The organism is Hymenobacter gummosus, from assembly GCF_003970915.1.
GTDB classification, from domain to species: Bacteria; Bacteroidota; Bacteroidia; order Cytophagales; family Hymenobacteraceae; genus Solirubrum; species Solirubrum gummosum.
In genome coordinates, this window is the sequence record NZ_RXOF01000004.1 from 173,668 (window position 1) to 189,912 (window position 16,245).

16 protein-coding genes are annotated in these 16,245 nt (G+C 65.1%); 7 read left to right on the top strand and 9 right to left on the bottom strand.

The window, feature by feature from the left end:
• Position 1 precedes the first annotated feature (1 nt).
• From EJV47_RS08820 to EJV47_RS08835, 4 genes are all read left to right on the top strand, one after another.
• Complete coding sequence (locus EJV47_RS08820) at positions 2-763, top strand: endonuclease III domain-containing protein (protein WP_243651072.1); 762 nt, start codon at positions 2-4, stop codon at positions 761-763.
• Between the two features lie 29 nt (positions 764-792).
• The gene (locus tag EJV47_RS08825; RefSeq protein WP_126692791.1) at positions 793-990 is read left to right on the top strand and encodes a hypothetical protein; all 198 of its coding nucleotides are present in this window, start codon (positions 793-795) and stop codon (positions 988-990) included.
• A 143-nt stretch (positions 991-1,133) separates the two neighbouring features.
• Positions 1,134-1,403 carry a DUF167 domain-containing protein gene (locus EJV47_RS08830; protein ID WP_126692792.1) on the top strand — a complete coding sequence of 90 codons (270 nt, stop codon included), beginning with the start codon at positions 1,134-1,136 and terminating at the stop codon, positions 1,401-1,403.
• A gap of 85 nt (positions 1,404-1,488) precedes the next feature.
• Positions 1,489-2,367 carry a ZIP family metal transporter gene (locus EJV47_RS08835; protein ID WP_207895862.1) on the top strand — a complete coding sequence of 293 codons (879 nt, stop codon included), beginning with the start codon at positions 1,489-1,491 and terminating at the stop codon, positions 2,365-2,367.
• 159 nt (positions 2,368-2,526) lie between these two features.
• On the opposite strand, the gene EJV47_RS08840 is transcribed toward EJV47_RS08835, so the two are convergent.
• Together EJV47_RS08840 and EJV47_RS08845 are read right to left on the bottom strand one after the other, a co-directional pair.
• Positions 2,527-3,234: a hypothetical protein gene (locus EJV47_RS08840; RefSeq protein ID WP_165903672.1), complete on the bottom strand. Its 708-nt coding sequence runs from the start codon at positions 3,232-3,234 to the stop codon at positions 2,527-2,529.
• Between the two features lie 231 nt (positions 3,235-3,465).
• On the bottom strand, positions 3,466-4,848 hold the full coding sequence (locus tag EJV47_RS08845) for an ammonium transporter (protein ID WP_243651074.1): 1,383 nt from the start codon (positions 4,846-4,848) through the stop codon (positions 3,466-3,468).
• A gap of 262 nt (positions 4,849-5,110) precedes the next feature.
• Here EJV47_RS08845 and EJV47_RS08850 point away from each other — a divergent pair, with 262 nt between their 5' ends.
• The gene (locus tag EJV47_RS08850; RefSeq protein WP_243651076.1) at positions 5,111-6,457 is read left to right on the top strand and encodes an ATP-binding protein; all 1,347 of its coding nucleotides are present in this window, start codon (positions 5,111-5,113) and stop codon (positions 6,455-6,457) included.
• Between the two features lie 193 nt (positions 6,458-6,650).
• The gene (locus EJV47_RS08855) at positions 6,651-7,226 is read left to right on the top strand and encodes a DUF308 domain-containing protein (protein WP_126692794.1); all 576 of its coding nucleotides are present in this window, start codon (positions 6,651-6,653) and stop codon (positions 7,224-7,226) included.
• Between the two features lie 60 nt (positions 7,227-7,286).
• Here the strand turns inward: EJV47_RS08855 and EJV47_RS08860 are convergent, their stop codons facing one another.
• On the bottom strand, positions 7,287-7,916 hold the full coding sequence (locus EJV47_RS08860) for a Crp/Fnr family transcriptional regulator (RefSeq protein WP_126692795.1): 630 nt from the start codon (positions 7,914-7,916) through the stop codon (positions 7,287-7,289).
• A gap of 234 nt (positions 7,917-8,150) precedes the next feature.
• Between EJV47_RS08860 and EJV47_RS08865 the strand changes: the two genes are divergently transcribed.
• The gene (locus tag EJV47_RS08865) at positions 8,151-9,356 is read left to right on the top strand and encodes a tetratricopeptide repeat protein (RefSeq protein ID WP_126692796.1); all 1,206 of its coding nucleotides are present in this window, start codon (positions 8,151-8,153) and stop codon (positions 9,354-9,356) included.
• A gap of 64 nt (positions 9,357-9,420) precedes the next feature.
• Here EJV47_RS08865 and EJV47_RS08870 read toward each other — a convergent pair whose 3' ends face one another.
• From EJV47_RS08870 to EJV47_RS08895, 6 genes are all read right to left on the bottom strand, one after another.
• Positions 9,421-10,617, bottom strand: coding sequence for a threonine synthase (locus EJV47_RS08870; protein ID WP_126692797.1), 1,197 nt, complete (start codon positions 10,615-10,617; stop codon positions 9,421-9,423).
• 104 nt (positions 10,618-10,721) lie between these two features.
• Complete coding sequence (locus tag EJV47_RS08875) at positions 10,722-11,630, bottom strand: LysR family transcriptional regulator (RefSeq protein ID WP_126692798.1); 909 nt, start codon at positions 11,628-11,630, stop codon at positions 10,722-10,724.
• 112 nt (positions 11,631-11,742) lie between these two features.
• Entirely contained in the window at positions 11,743-12,738 is a 996-nt protein-coding gene (locus EJV47_RS08880) for a M20/M25/M40 family metallo-hydrolase (protein WP_243651078.1), read from the bottom strand.
• A gap of 103 nt (positions 12,739-12,841) precedes the next feature.
• Entirely contained in the window at positions 12,842-13,597 is a 756-nt protein-coding gene (locus tag EJV47_RS08885) for a hypothetical protein (RefSeq protein WP_126692799.1), read from the bottom strand.
• A 593-nt stretch (positions 13,598-14,190) separates the two neighbouring features.
• Positions 14,191-14,691, bottom strand: a complete 501-nt coding sequence (locus EJV47_RS08890; protein ID WP_126692800.1) for a hypothetical protein — start codon at positions 14,689-14,691, stop codon at positions 14,191-14,193.
• Between the two features lie 32 nt (positions 14,692-14,723).
• On the bottom strand, positions 14,724-16,094 hold the full coding sequence (locus EJV47_RS08895; RefSeq protein ID WP_126692801.1) for an AAA family ATPase: 1,371 nt from the start codon (positions 16,092-16,094) through the stop codon (positions 14,724-14,726).
• Positions 16,095-16,245: the final 151 nt, after the last annotated feature.

Consider the following 16,245-nt stretch of genomic DNA (forward strand, 5'->3'; position numbering starts at 1 on the left):
GGTGTCTACCCTCCGCCTCCCCACCGAATCCGGCGCCGACTTTGCCCGCCGCCAGGCCCTGGCCTTGCTAGCCCACGAGCGGCTGTGCGCGCTCTACGGGGCGCCGTTCCGGTTTTTCAGCGTGAAAGACCCGCTCAGCGAGCTGGTCAGCGCCATTCTCTCGCACCGCACCAAAAACGCCGACTCGCACCGGGCCTACCAGCAGCTGACGGCCGCCCTGCCCAGCTGGGAGCAGGTGCGCGACGCGCCCACGGCCGAGGTAGAGGCCCTCATCAGTCCCTGCACCTGGCCCGAGCAGAAAGCCCCGCGCATTCAGGCCGTGTTGCAAGAGCTGACCGCGCGCCTCGACGGCCAGCTCAGCCTGCCCCGGCTCACCGAGCAGCTGACCACCCTGCCCGTGCCCGAGGCCCGCAGCTGGCTGGAAACCCTGCCCGGCGTGGGGCCCAAAACCAGCGCCGCCACCCTGCTCTTCAGCACCCTGCGCCGCCCGGCCATGCCCGTCGACAGCCACCACCACCGCGTGGCCCAGCGCCTGGGCCTGATCGGGCCGAAAGTGGGCACCGAGGCCTCGCACGCCCTGCTCGAAGCCCTGCTGCCCACCGATTGGGACGCCCAGCAGGTGTACGACCACCACGAGGCGCTGATGTTTCACGGCCAGAAATGCTGTTATTTCCGCAGCCCCGCCTGCGGCCGCTGCGTTATGCTCGACGTGTGCCCCACCGGCCAGCAGCTGCGCGGCAGCCAGGCTGCCTCGGCGGCATAACTTCCCACCGCCTTCTTCCCCGAAATCATATGCAAACCCACGGCGTGCCGGCCCTGCTGTCGGCCTTCATCCCCGGCCTCGGCCAGCTCATCAAAGGCCAGATTCTGAAAGCCGTCTTCATCTGGATTGCCAGCGGCGTGGTCGGCTTCCTGCTCTGGTGGACCATCGTCGTCCCCCTCGCCCTCTGGGCCTGGAACGTGTACGACGCCTACAACTCGCCGGCGTAGCGAGGGTATGAGGGTATGAGGGTATGAGGGTATATGTCGGGCGGGTTGTAGGGTTGGGCTTTTTTGCAGCTTTGCAACAACTTACTACCTCACTACTTCCGAACTCCTACCCTCCCACCCTCATACCCTCCTAAACTAACAGAATGGCCACCCTGCACCTGAAAGCCAAGCCCAACGCCCGCCAGAATGCCCTGGAGCTGGCCGCCGATGGGGCGCTGACGGTGCGGCTGAACGCGCCGCCCCAGGACGGCAAGGCCAACGACTGTCTGCTGCGCTTTCTGGCCACGGTGCTGCAGGTGCCGCGCAGCAGCCTCGCGCTGCTCAGCGGCCACACGGCCCCGTTTAAGAAGGTCGACGTGCCGGGGCTGAGCGAGGAGGAAGTGCGCAGCCGGCTGGCGGCGTATCCGAAATAGCGGCTGGTGCGTAGTGCCTGGGGCTTATTGCCGGGCTTGCAGAAGCATTTCCGGGGCATAAGGCACCACCAAGCACTACACCAACATGACATTTCCGCTCTGGCTGCTGGCCGGATTCTGGGGCCTGGTATCGGGCTCGGCCCTGCTGCTGGGCGCCGCCGTGGGCTACTTCGTTCGGGTGCCGCAGCGCCTCATTGCCGCCGTCATGGCCTTTGGCAGCGGCGTACTGATTTCAACGCTTTCCCTGGAGCTGATGGAGGAGGCCTACGCCCGCGGCGGCTTCAACGCCACCGGGCTGGGCTTCGTGGGCGGGGCGGCGGCCTACACCGGGGCCAACTGGCTGCTGGCCCGCTACGGGGCCAAGCACCGCAAACGCTCGGGCCACGAGCAGGCGGCCGAGCGGCAACAAGTGCAGGAAGGCGCCACCGAGGGCAACCAGGCCGGCGACGACAACGGCATGGCCCTGGCCGTAGGTGCCCTGCTCGACGGTATTCCCGAAAGCATCGTTATCGGGCTGAGCATGCTGGCCGGCGGGGTAGTGAGTACGGTGGCGGTGGTAGCCATTTTCCTCTCTAACCTGCCCGAGGGGCTGAGCAGCGCGGCCGGCATGAAAAAAGCCGGCCGCTCGGCCCGCTACGTGCTGCTGCTCTGGGGCGGCATTGCCCTGATTTCGGGCATTGCGGCCTGGGCCGGCTACGCCGTATTCAGCCACTTCTCCGCCAGCGTGGTGGCCTTCACCACGGCCGTGGCCGCCGGCGCCGTACTGGCCATGATTGCCGACACGATGATTCCCGAAGCCTTCGAGGTGGCCCACAACTTCACCGGCCTGATTACGGTGCTGGGCTTTCTGGCCGCTTTCTACCTGAGCAAGCTCGACAAGGACGACCCAAACGCCCCGGAAGTCATCAACAAGCACCAGCCTGCCCGAACCGCGGAGGCCGACCAGGAGGCACCCGGAAGCTAAGCCCGGCTCCGCAATCGGCACTGGAGCCGTAACAAGGCTTTTTCGGGCCGCCGCTGAATCGGCGCCGGGCCTGGGGCCGCAACACAACGCGGCGGGCCGGGACAGTAACTCTGCCCCGGCCCGCCGCGTGTGGATGCATCGGAGTTCGAAAGCAGCCGGTTACGCCGGCAGCTCCCGGGCCCGCACGGAGGCCAGGCGCGTCTGCCCGTCCAGGGCCAGCGCGGCGGTGAGCAGGCCGCTGAGGGCCACGATGCGCAGGCCGTACTCCAGGATGAAAATCATCCGGATCAAGTCGGTGTCGTAGTTCAGCCGGGTTTCGAGCACGTACACGAACACCGTACCGGCGCAGTAGAGCACCGAGCCCACGCTGGCCAGAAACATCGGCTCCCGCGTCAACCGCACCCGGTGCGGGTGGCTGAGCAGCTGCTCGAAATAGGCCAAGCCCAGCCCGATCAGCAGCACGGCCTGCCCCACGTGCAGGTAGGGGCTGTTGCTCACCCGCCAGTCCATCAGCCAGCCCGTTTCGTAGATGGCGCCCAGGGTGAAAACCACCATCAGCCCGAGCAATATCCGCCGCCGCCGCGGACTGGTGAAGGTGTGGTAGTAGGCCAGGCCGATCAGCACGGCTTCCAGCCACACCTGCGTGCGCAGAAACAGCAGGTTGTTGTGCAGCACGATGCGGCCGTACTCGCACAGCCCCCCAAACAGCAGGCTGCCCAGCAAGGTGCACGCCCACAGGCAGCGCCCGGCCGCCGTGAGGAAGTGGCGGCGCATCAGGCCCACGGCCGCCGGCACCAGGGCCGACACCACGCTCAGCACGTTCAGCTGCTTGGAAACGGCCACCAGCCAATCGGAAGATATACCCATCAAGCCCGAATTTACGCTATTGGCGCGCAACGCTCCGGGCCGCCGCTCGGTTCAGCCACCGCCGTTTTAGCCGACCGATTCTACCCTGGTACTACTGCCCCGAAAAAACGAAAAGCCGCCAGTTTCCCCTCTGGCGGCTTTTCTCCCTGCTTCACGAAACCTCCCCCCTGGTCCGCGCCGTGGGTGATCAGTCAACCCCGGACGGCGACTGACGGCGCGAATTCAGCTTGTTTAGTGCACTTCCGCGGGCGTCAACTCCCGGCGGTAAGTGCGCTCAAATTGTTCGTCCACGTGGTAAGTGGATTCCTCGTGCTGGCTCAGGTCGAGGCCCAGCTCTTCCTCGGAGGGCTTCACGCGCAGGGCGAAGAAGCGGCCGGTGAGCTTGAGCAGCAGCCAGGTGCCCGCGAAGGAGTAGCCGACCACGATAACCAAAGCTAGCAGGTGGTAGCCGAAGGTGGTAAACGAGCCGTGAATCAGGCCCACCTTATCGGCAAATACGCCGGTGAGCAGCATGCCCACGATGCCCCCCAGCCCGTGGCAGGGAAACACGTCGAGTGTGTCGTCGATGCCGGTGCGCGAGTTCTGCCAGTGCACGGCCAGCTGGCTGATCATCGAAGCCAGCACCCCGAACAGGATGCTCTGCCCGTAGGTGACGTAGCCGGCGGCCGGCGTAATGGCCACCAGTCCCACCACCGCGCCCACGCAGGCGCCCACGGCCGTGGGCTTGCCGCCGCGGGCCACTTCCATCAGCAGCCAGGCGAAAAGCGCGGCGGCCGAAGCCAGGTTCGTATTGACGAAGGCGGTAGCGGCCAGTTCGTTGGCGGCCAGGGCCGAGCCGGCGTTGAAGCCAAACCAGCCAAACCACAGCAGGCCGGTGCCCAGCATCACGTAGGGCACGTTGGGCGTCGAGAAAACCGAGTTGCGCTGGTGCGTGGTGCGCGGGCCCAGCACCATGGCCCCGGCCAGGGCCGCAATGCCGGCCGAAATGTGCACTACGGTGCCGCCGGCGAAATCGAGCACGCCCCACTTGCGCAGGAAGCCCTCGGGGTGCCAAGTCCAGTGCGCCAGCGGGCAGTAGATGAACAGGCAGAAGAGAATCATGAACACCAGGTAGCCCTTGAAGCGCACCCGCTCGGCGAAGGAGCCGGTAATCAGGGCCGGGGTGATGATGGCAAACTTCAGCTGAAAGGCGAAGTAGAGGATGAACGGGATGGTGGGCGAGAGCAGCGGGTGCGGGGCCGTGCCCACGTTGTTCAGCAGGGCAAAGGTGAGCGGGTTGCCGATGAGCCCGTGCCAGGAGTCGCCGTAGGCCAGGGAAAAGCCCACGAAGTAGAATACCAGCGAAATGACGCCCAGAGCCACGAAGCTCTGCAGCATGGTGCTGATGACGTTCTTGGGGCGCACCATGCCGCCGTAAAAGAACGAGAGGCCCGGCGTCATAATCAGCACCAGGGCGGTGGCGGTGAGCATCCAGGCAATGTCGGCCTGGTTGAGGCTGCCGGCTGCCGCGGCCGGGTGCTCGGTGGGGACGCCGGCGGCCACCATTGCCGCCAGCAGCAGCCCGCCCAGCGCCACGCGGGCTACTGATAACCGGGGAGAAGCTTCAGAAACCATACAACCTTTGTTTTTCAGGGGTCAATTTACGCAGAACTATCTTTTATCCGCAATACCCCCTCCATTTTACAAGCCCATTTTACGAAATAGACACAACATAAATTCAAAACCACCCCTTAACATGACACCCTCTGCCTGTAACAGACATTACACTCAAGTAAAGCCAGCCGTAGCATTTGCTCCTACCCTCCGCCGCGAAACGCGTAGCTTGCTGGCTGAACCCGCGTACCGTGTGATGTCGACGCTACCGAACCCTTCCGACTTGCAGCCACTGCTCGACGCACTGGCTTTTTCGCCCAACAACCTGCCACTGCGCCGCCACGTGGCCGGCCTGCTCCGCCAGCTCGGCCGCCTGCAGGAAGCCGAGGAACACTACCGCCTGGGCCTGCGCCAGGACCCCGCCGACGCCGATTTGCAGCTCGGCCTGGCCGATACCTACGCCGCCCTGGGCAAAACCTCCACCGCCCTGGTGGTACTGGAGGAGCTGCTCAGCTCGCACCCCGACAACGGCCGCGCCCACCTGCTGCACGCCCGCCTGCTGGCCCGTGCTGGCGGCCCGCCCGACGAAGCCCGCCAGGCCTACCAGCAGGCCCTGCAGCTCGACAGCAGCCTGCGCGACGCCGAGCTGGACGAGCAGCTGGGCTTGCGCCCGGCCGCCCAGGCCAGCACCGGCGGCGGCCCCATCGAATTCACGGCCAGCGTCTCGCCCCAGGGCCTCGACGAGCGGGCCCTCTTCGCCGGCCTCGAAAAGCCCACCATCGACTTCAACGACGTAGGCGGCATGGAGGCGGTGAAGGAGGAAATCCGCCTGAAAATCATCCACCCCCTGCAGTTTTCGGACCTGTACAAGGCCTACGGCAAGGCCGCGGGCGGCGGACTGCTGCTCTACGGCCCGCCTGGCTGCGGCAAGACCCACCTGGCCCGCGCCACCGCCGGCGAGGTGAAGGCCTCGTTTATCCACGTGGGCATCAGCGACATTCTGGACATGTGGATGGGCCAGAGCGAGAAAAAGCTGCACGAGCTGTTCGAGCTGGCCCGCATGCAGGCCCCCTGCGTGCTGTTCTTCGACGAGGTGGATGCCCTGGCTGCCAACCGCCACGACCTGCGCCAGAGCGCCGGCCGCACCCTCATCAACCAGTTTCTGGAGGAGCTGGACGGCGCCCGCCGCTCCAACGACGGGGTGCTCATCCTGGCCGCCACCAACGCCCCCTGGCACCTCGACCCGGCCTTCCGCCGCCCCGGCCGCTTCGACCGCATCGTGCTGGTGACGCCGCCCGACGAGCCGGCCCGCCAGGCCGTGCTGGAAGTGCAGCTGCGCGGCAAGCCGGTGGAGGAGAAAGTCAACCTGAAAGCCATTGCGGGCCTGACCGCCGGCTTCTCGGGCGCCGACCTCAAGGCCGTGGTCGACACCGCCGTGGAAACGCGCCTGCGCGAGTCGATGCGGGCGGGGCGGCCGCTGCCGGTGCAGCAGAGCGACCTGGCCGCCGCCGCCAAGCAGGTGCGGCCGAGCACCAAGGAGTGGTTTGCCACGGCCAAGAACTACGCCCTGTACTCCAACGAGGGCGGCACCTACGACGACATCCTGACTTATCTGGGCATCAAGAAGTAGGCGCGTGTAGTGTCTACGCCCGGCCCGGCAGCGTTTTTCGCGGCCGCGCCAACAGAGTTCAAGCAGGACACCCACCGCGCGGGCGGCTGATTCACGGAGCGGAATCGGCCGCCCGCGCTTTTTCACCTGGGTGAAAAATCAGCCGGCAGCGGGCCGGGACCTTTGCCTTGTCATTCACCTAATCGACCGGCATATGTCTACTCTCGTTTCAACGCCCGCTGCCCCGCCGCGCCAGGCCCAGGGCCTGCGCAACCTGTACCTGGTGCGGGCCGGCTTCTCCCTCATCTGGGTTACGCTGCTGCTCACGGCGGCCCCGTCGTCGGCGGTGCTGACGGCCGGCTTGCTGCTGCTCTACCCCACCTGGGACGTGCTGGCCACCCTCTGGGACGTGCGCCTGCACCACGGCACCGCTTCGCTGCGGCCGCAGTACCTCAACATCGGCATCGGGGTGCTGACGACCGGGGCCGTGGTGCAGGCCCTGCGCCAAGGCTTGCCCACCGTCATGCAGGTGTTCGGGGCCTGGGCCATCGTGACGGGCCTGCTGCAGCTGCTGCTGGCGCTGCGCCGGCGCCGGCAGCTGGGCGGGCAGTGGCCGCTCATCATCAGCGGGGCGCAGTCGACGCTCGGGGGCCTGTCGTTTATCCTGATGGCCCACGACCCGGCAACGGGCCTGCCCAATCTGGCCGGGTATTCCGCTTTCGGCGCGTTTTATTTCCTGCTCGCGGCCTACCGCCTGCACAAGGCCGCCGGCCACCCTGCGGCGTCGTAGCCCGTAACGCGGCCCTGCCCCAACCGATAGTAGCCTGGGCGGCGGAGCTTGTTGAGGGGGTTATTCGTCCGACCGCGCGCCCCGTTTGCCGCTCAGCCGGGCCCGGATACGGCTCAGGGAAGGCCCTTTGATGCCCAGATACGAGGCAATGTGCCCCAACGACACTCGCGCCGTCACGCCGGGAAACTGCCGCAGCAGCCCCAGGTAGCGCTGCTCCGCCGATTCGAACAGCAGGCTTTCGGCCTTGCTCTGCTGCAGAATCAGGTACTGCTCGGCCAGCAGCCGGCCAAACCGCTCCCAGCCGTGGGCCTGCGCGTACAGCTCTTGCAGCCGCTCGACGCTGATAACCAGCAGCTCACTGTCTTCCAGGGCCTCGATGTAGTACGGGCAGGCCTCCTGGGTGAGCAGGCTCTTGAGCGAGGTGATAAAGGCGCCTTCGGGCACGAAAACCAGGCTGTGCTCCTGCCCCGTGCTGGGGTCGACGTAATAGACCCGGAACAGGCCGCGCACGATGAAGCCCACGTAGCGGCACACCGAGTTGCGGAAGTTGAAGAACTCGTGGCGGGCAATGCGGCGGCTCACCCAGCTGCCCTCGGCCAGGTGCAGGTCCGCTTCGGAAAGCCGGGCGAAATCCACCAGCTGCCGGTGCAGCAGCTCGTGCGGGGTTGGGGAGGGAGCGGGCTTGGTCATAGGGCGCAAAGCAACGGAGAAGACAAAGTACCCGGCAAGGGAGCAGGTTTACCGCGCTTATTTTTTCACCTGGGTGAAAAACAACCGCCCCGCCGGGAGCCGGTGCTGCCCACTACCGCGGCCGGCAGGCCGGGCTTGCCCGCGCCGCCGTACTTTAGCGGAGCTTTCGGGCCCACGGGCCCGGCTCCACCTCCGATTTAGCCGCCCGGCACCGCCCACCGGGCGCCACTTTGCATGCCTTCTTACCAGCACATCAACCGCATCCACCTGCTGCTGCAGCACAAGCGCCCCCAGGACGCCGAACAGGAAGCCCGCCGCCTGCTGAGCGAGGAGCCCGAAAACGCCCAGGTGCTCAACCTGCTGGCCTGGGCCCTGATGGACCAGCAGCGCCTGCCCGAGGCCGAGGAAGCCGCCCACCAGGCCATTGCCGCCGCGCCCGAGTTCGACAACGCCTACTACTCGCTCAGCGCCGTGCTGCAGCGCCAGTACCGCCTGTCCGAGGCCGCCGAGGCCATCGACCAGGCCCTGGCCCTCGACCCGCAGGATGCCAACTACTACCACGTGCTCGGGCTGATCCGGTTTCAGCAGGGCCAGCTGCAGGCCGCCCTGCGCGCCGCCGAAGCCGGCCTCGCCTCCGACCCCACCCACGTCGACTGCCTGGGGCTGCGGGCGCGCTGCCTGGCCCGCCTCGGCCGCCGCGACGAAGCCACGGCCGACCTCGACGAAGCCCTGCGCCAGGCCCCCGGCGACGCGGGTACCTACGCCGACCTGGGCTGGGTGGCCCTGGAGCGCGGCCGGGCCAAGGAGGCCGCCGGCCATTTCCGCGAGGCCCTGCGCCTGCGCCCCACCATGGAGTACGCCCGCGAAGGGCTGGTAGCCTCGCTGAAGGCCCGCTTCTGGCTCTACAACTGGTTTTACCGCTTTATGGTCTGGACGCAGACGCTCAGCAGCGGCATGCGCGCGGGCCTGTTCCTGGGCATGTTTTTTCTCTCGCGCTTCGTGCCGGCGCTGGTGCCGCTGTACCTGGTGCTGGTGTACATGAGCTGGTTTGCCGAGCCCATCTTCAACTCCCTGCTGCGCCTGAACCGCTACGGCCGCCACGCCCTCAGCCCCGCCGCCACCCGCGACTCCAACCAGTTTCTGGCCCTGCTGCTGAGCGGCGGCACCCTGCTGCTGACGGGCTACTTCACCAACCTTGAGCCCCTGTTCATGCTCGGCATTACCGGCCTGGGGCTGCTGTTTCCGCTGGTGGGCACGCAGCGGCAGCTGCTGCCGGAGCGCCGCAGATGGTCCACGTGGTTTGGCCTGGCCCTGGCCCTGACGGGCGTGGCCGCCGCCCTGCTCACCGGCCTGGGCCACCCCTGGGGCCCGATGCTGTTCATGGGCTTCATCTACGGCACGCTGGGCTATGTCTGGCTGTTTGCCCTGAGCGGCTACTAGCAGTTCCCAGCAACAAAGTCGCGAAAAGCCCCGCCGTAGTCACGGACGGGGCTTTTTCGTGGCCTCAATCGGCGTGGCGGCCCTGCACGTTGGCGAGGTATTTCTGGGCCGAACCGGTGTTGAGCAGCAGGATGTCTTCGTCGGGGCGCAGCCAGCCGGCGGTGAGCAGCTGCCGGGCGGCCATCCACACGGCCGCGCCCTCGGGGGCCACAAACAGGCCTTCCAGCCGGGCCAGCTCCCGCATACCAGTCAGCATGTCTTCGTCGCTGATGGCCAGGGCCGTGCCGTTTGATTCGGCCAGCACCTGCAGCATGAGGGCTTCGCCCAGGGGCCGGGGCACAGCCAGGCCGTTGGCAATGGTGGGGCGGCCCTGGTAGTGCCGGCAGTCGGGCTGGCGGCCGGCCAGGGTTTCGACCAGCGGGCAGCAGCTCTGGGCCTGCACGGCCACCATGCGCGGCAGCTTGGCCTCCCGGGGCAGCCAGCCCAGGGCCTGCATTTCGCGCAGGGCTTTCCAGATACCGATGAGCCCGGTGCCGCCCCCGGCCGGGTACAGGATGACGTCGGGCAGGCGCCAGTCGTTCTGCTCGGCCAGCTCGTAGCCCATGGTTTTCTTGCCCTCGATGCGGTAGGGCTCCTTGAGCGTCGACACGTCGAGCAGCTGGCCGGCGACGTTGAGCTGGCGCACCCGGGCGGCGCAGTCGTTGATGAGCCCGTCGACCAGCTCCACTTCGGCGCCGTACCAGCGGCATTCCTCCTGAAAGGCCGCGGGCGTGTGCCGGGGCATTACCACGGTGGCGGGCAGCCCGGCCCGGGCGCAGTAGGCGGCCAGGGCCACGCCCGCGTTGCCGGCCGTGGGAATGATGCAGCCGGCCGCGCCCAGCTCCCGCGCCATCGACACGGCCATGCTCAGCCCGCGGGCCTTGAACGAGCCGGTAGGGTTCTGGCCTTCGTCCTTGAGCTGCACGGCGCGCAGCCCGTAGCGGGCCGCCAGCCGGGGCAGAGGCAGCAGCGGCGTCATGCCCTCGCCCAGACTCACGCGGTGGGCCTCGTCCTGCAGGGGCAGCAGCTCGTGGTAGCGCCACATGCTGGCTTCGCGGCCGGCCAGGGCGCTGCGGGGCGGGGCGGTGCTCAGGTCGTAGTCGGCCAGCAGCGGGGCGGCGCAGCAGGCCGAGACGGTGTGCAGGCGGGCGGCTTCGTGCGGGGTGCGGCAGCGGCTGCAGTGCAGGCCGCTGAGCCGGCTGGTAGTGGTGGCGGTGAGCATGGCGGAGGTTGTCGGCGCGGCCGCCCGGTGGTGGGCGACGGGCCTGAAAACGGCCGCAAGTAGCTCCGCGGTTATGCCCCCGGCAAATGGTATTTGGGCATAGGCTATTCCGCCGCGGAATAGTGGCGCCGCGCAAACTGCATAAACTCCCGGAACGGAGCCAGGTTCTCGGTGCCACGGCGCTGAATAAACTCGAAGTGCCGCTTAAGGGCCAGGCCTTCCACCGGCACCTCCGCCAGCTCGCCGGCGGCCAGGGCCCGGGCCACCGCCTGCCGGGGCAGAAAAGCCAGCACCTGGTCGTCGACGCGCACAAAGTTCTTCAGGGCCTCGGTGCCGCCCAGGCGCACCGGCACCCGGAGGTCGGCCAGGCGGATGCGCTGGGCCAGCAGGGCCTGCTCCAGCACGGCCAGGGTGCCCGAGCCGGCCTCGCGCAGGGCCAGCGGCACCTGGTAAAGGTCGGTGAGGGTGAGGTGGCGGTGGCGCAGCGGGTTGCGGGCCGAACACACGGCTACCACGTCGTCGGTGAGCAGGGGCGTGTAAGTCACGTTGCTCACGCGGTGAATACCCTCGATGACGCCCAGGTCGATTTCGTGGTCGAGCAGGGCCTTGAGGATATTCTCGCTGTTGCGGTTTTTGAGCGTGAGCTGGGTGCGCGGCCGCTCGGCCAGGTAGGCCGACAGCACCGGCGGCAGCACGTACAACGACACGGTGGTGCTGGCCCCGATAACCATCTGCACCTCGGGCGCGAAGCGCGGGTTCAGGGCCGCCATTTCCTCGCGCAGCTCGGTTTGCAGCTGCTGGGCCTGCAGCAGCTTGCGGTAGAGCAGCTGCCCGGCCGGCGTGAGGGCCACCGCGTTGCCAAGCCGCTCGAACAGGCCCGTCTGGTAGTACTCCTCCAGCGCCTTCACCTGCTTGCTCACCGCCGACTGGCTCAGAAACAGGCTCTGCCCCGCCTTGGTGAAGCTCAGCCGCCGCGCCACTTCCAGAAAGACCAGGTGTTGGGTGGAAAGCATGGAATTCGTTTTTCGTTGTTTGTTTTTCGTTGTTCGACCGGGCTGGATCAAGTGTCCTCTTCCGCTTCCCCTAACGAACAACGAAAAACAAACAACGAAAAACGAACATACCCTACGTTGCCAGGGCTACCACGGCGGCCACGGCACCGTTCACAACCTCGGCCATGCGGCGGAAGTCCAGCGTGTCGATGGTGTCGGAGGCTTGGTGGTAGTGCGGATTGCGCAGAAAGGAAGTGTCGTTGATCATCACCGCCGGGAAGCCGTAGCGCCAGTAGTTGCGGTGGTCCGACAGGCCGGCCAGCGACAGGGAGTCGGGCAGGTTGATGCGCTGCACGTCGAGCTGGGCGACGCCCTGCATGAGCTGCTGCACGCGCTGGGTAAAGGCTTCTTCCCCGTTGCGGCCGACCACGATGATGAAGTTGCCGGTGTTGGGGAACAGCGCGGCCAGGGCGTCGTTGGGGAAACGCTGGGAGCCGGGCTCGTCGCGGAAGTAGCCAATCATTTCGTAGCAGAGCATGGCCTTCACGGGCACCTGGGCCTCGTGCAGGGCCTGGGCGTGCACGGCGCTGCCCATGTCGTCGGAGGCGAAATAGGGCGGTTCCTCGTTGGGGTAGGCTACCAGCTCCACGGGGTGCTTCAGCTGCGGCGCCTGGGCGTGCAGCAGGCGGGCGGTTTCGAGCAGGCCGGCCACGGCGGAGGCGTTGTCGTCGGCCCCGGGCGTGTCGTCGCACACGTCGTAGTGGGCCCCGACTACCACCCGCTCGCCCTCGGCCGGCCCGAAGCAGGCAATGATGTTGCGGTAGCGGCGGCCGGCCACGGTGAAGGGCTGCTCGGTGACGCGGCAGCCGAGCTTACCGAACTCGGCCTTAATGTAATCGGCGGCCTGGTTGAGGGACGCGAGGTTGCGGTAGTTGCGGGCGGGCTGCAGCTCGGTCAGAAACTGCACGTCGGCGTAAAGGCGGCTTTGGTCGGCGCGCATGGCGGGGGTAGACGAGGCGGAAGGTAAAGCAAAGGGCCGCGGCCCCCACAGCAGGACTACCGTCAGCACCCCAAGCAGGACGGCGCCGGCGGCCAGCAGCCGGGCGCGGGCAACAATGGATAGAGGCATAGCAACGAGCAGGAGGCCGGGGCAACGCCGCCTCAGCCGAAGGAGCTGATGCCGGCGCGCTACGGGCTGGTAGGCAGCCAGCCGGGGCAAGATAGCGCCTGTTTTATTGCATAGCCACGGCCCGCAGGCTGTTGGCGTAGTCGACGAGGCGGGCCAAATGGGCGCTGTCGGTGAAGTTCAGGCCGTACTCCTCGGCGTACCGCTCGATTTGGGCGGCCTCGGCCGGAAAGTAGGCCAGCAGGTCGCGCCGGGGCTTGCGCAGGGCCACGATGCTGCCCTGCGGGGTGCCCAGGTAGAGGTTTTCGCGCACGTCGGTGTAGTAATACGGGCCACCTGCCGGGCGGGCGGCGTAGCCGGTGTTGAAGTACGCGTCGGACCAGGGCACGGCGCGCTGCACCAGCTGCTGGCGCCGCAGCAGGATAACCGGGCCGCCATTGAGCCGCTCAAAAAACGCCGGGGCCGAGGCCGGCGCCTGGTCCCGGTCGCGGTTCCAGGGGTACACCAAAAAGGGCCGGGAGCGTTGCACGTCCTGCCCGCGCCGCCGGACGCGGGCCGGCACGAAAGCCGAGCTGTTGCGGTACTGGGCGGGCAGCCGGTCGAAGCTCATGATTTCGCCGCGCACGGCAAAGGTGCGCACCATCATGGCGGGCACGGTGCGCACGGTGTTGTCGGCCATGGTGATGAGCAGCACGTCCAGCTCCGAGTGCAGAATCAGGGAGCCGCGCAGCGTGTCACCGTTGGTCAGCACCACGGTGCTGGAGGTGAAGGTTCGGGGCGTGGCGCTGAGCTGCCCCAGCGCCGCCTGCGGCAGCACGGAGCCGAGCGTGAGAATTCCCAGGGTGCGTAGCAGTGGCAGCATAGTCGTGAAGCGGCTGACAAAGTGGAAAGACGTGGAGAAAGAACGCACTAACGATGAAATGGTTAAGGGTGAGCTTGGCTTACTAAAAATAACGTTTCGGCGGGCTGAAAGCAAGCCCCGGAACCGGGCCCGCAGGCCGCAGGGCTATAGATGTCGAAGTCACGCTCAGGGCTGCGCTTCCGGCGACTCGCGGGCGCGTCAGCCGCTTGCTTCGGCCGGTTCGGAACCTACTCCGGTTCATTCAGGGGCTGCTCCGGTTGGTGCATAAGGTGCTCCGGTTCGTTCACACGCCACTCGGGTACATTCAGACGAGGCTCCGGTTCATTCAGGCGCCTCTCATGTTCGTTCGAACGAGGCTCATGTTCATTCGAACGAAGCTCCGGTTCGTTCAGACGCGTCTCCGGTTCGTTCAGACGACTCTTCGTACAGTTCGCATCCTAATTCGCAACGAATTTATCCAACTCATGTACGTGCAAACGCTGCCCGTGTAAGCTGGCTGCGGGTGCGACAGATGCGCCCGGCCCCGTCGCCACGGCCGCGCTACCGGGCCCTAGCGTGGGACGGGAGAGGTATCTGAGCACGTGTGGATGTAGTTATTCAGCTGCCGGAATGCAGCTGGCGGCCTTTACGCTGGCCCCCTTTTCCAGCCAGACAATGCACGCTGCCTCATTATCAACCGGGTGTACCCAGGCCACGGGCCGGGGAATCTGCAAGGCCTGCGCGTGCGTCGTGAAAAGATTAAACACGTTCGTCTCCTGCGAAATCACCGTGTCATCCGTAGCCAAGGCATTTTCCAGCAGATGCACGTCCTTAAGCATTTCGTGCCGCATCTTATCCGTGATTTCAAGAGCATGAATCCGGGTAGTCAGGCCACTATCTGGCTCTGGCTTCAACAATACGTATAGTTTCTTGCTCATCATCTGCACCAACCATTTCTTCGAGAAGATGGATTGATGCTTTTGCCATTCTGCATACTGTGTGGCAGATAGCACCACGCGGTGCTGCGCGGCTATAATCGTTTCCAGCACGCGGCGGCAAGCATCCGAAACCGGATGCTCTTTCTCACTGGCAGAACTGACCACGTTGGTGTCCACCACTACACGACGAGAGGTAGCTGGCAGCCGCATTATTCCGCCACGTTACCAAAGTGGCGCTTTCCTACCGCCGTCAGGTAGGCATCCTGGGCTTTCAGCTCCACATCGCCGAAATCCTCCGGCCACTCGCCGTAGGCCCCGTCCTCGTCCGGCTGCACGTACGTCACCTGCGTAGCGCCCTTCGAGTCGCGCGCAAACCAGTGCAGGGCCACGTCGGTATTGGCAATTTTATTCTCCGCAATCAGCGTCTGCACCGTCAGCAGAATCAGGCTGCTGTGCGTCTCCACGATGACGCGCACGCCCCGGTTAGCCGCCTCTGCCAGCAGCTCCGCCATGACCACCTGTGCCCGCGGGTGCAGGTGCAGCTCCGGCTGCTCCACGTACACAATCTGCCCCTCCTGCGCCGCAATCAGCGCCACCACGATGGGCAGCACCTGCGAAACGCCGATACCCACGTCCGCAATGTTGACCATATCGGCCTTCTTGCGGGTCTTGCTACCCACGGGCAGCCGGCTCACGCTTAGTTCGACTTCGTTGGCATTTTTGACTTTGGCGGTTACAGAATCGGTGAGTCCAAGACGGTGCAAGTATTCATTAGTTTGAGCCAGTGCAATCGTATTGCCCTGCTGTTGCCACTGACTAATTGTTCCTGCAGCGTACAAGTCAAAAGTCCCTTTTACTTGATTTTCGAAAGTAGTAGCCAAGTAAGAGCGTTTAGGAATACTGCGTAGTCCAGGAATATGCATGATTCTAGACAAAGCATTTTCCAGTAAATGTGTAAAAGACACCTTACCTATGTTTTCTCCTGCAGCAGTCTTCATCTGAATGCGCAAAAAACCATTGGTCTGGATTATTTCACCATACGCACCTTTTATACCCATTGCACCTCTTTGTATAGAGTATTTTATCTCCTCTGAAAGATCGTTGCTTGATGTACCAGGTATTAACGTGCTTATTTCATCTTCGAATGAAAACGTCTGCTGCTTCAAGTAGAAATTATTACCTTCTGCTGAATATATCTGTGTGTAGCTTATCGAGTGAAATTCATCTCTCCAGACTTCTTTACCCCATGTATTTATTGTTAATACCTTGTTCTCACCTTTAATATTACCAACTATTTCTTGCGCTGTTTCTGCTTGTATATGACTGCCATCTAACAATAACGAGCCAATTGGTTCATAAGACGACTCCATTGTTTGTTTAACTAGTAGAAAAGGCTGTAGTATACTCGACTTCCCCGAGCTATTCGTTCCCGCCAGCAGCGTCAGCGGCCGCACGTGCAGCGTAGCATCTACCAGCGACTTGTAGCCTTTCACCTGAATCTGCTCGATGAGCATGTAAGGCGGGCGGTTGGAAGCGGGTGGAGTAGCGGGAGCAGCTTTCGGTGTGCGTTTGGTAGCCATAGTGGCAAAGTACGAGACTAAACCCCGAAGTGCGGAAGCGCTTTGGCCGGGCGTCCCGACAATTGCATTACCAAATCAACGTTTTTAGCCTATCCAGTCCCGTTTTTCTCTACCTTTCCGCCCCGCCGCAACCGTCCACCACTACCCTATT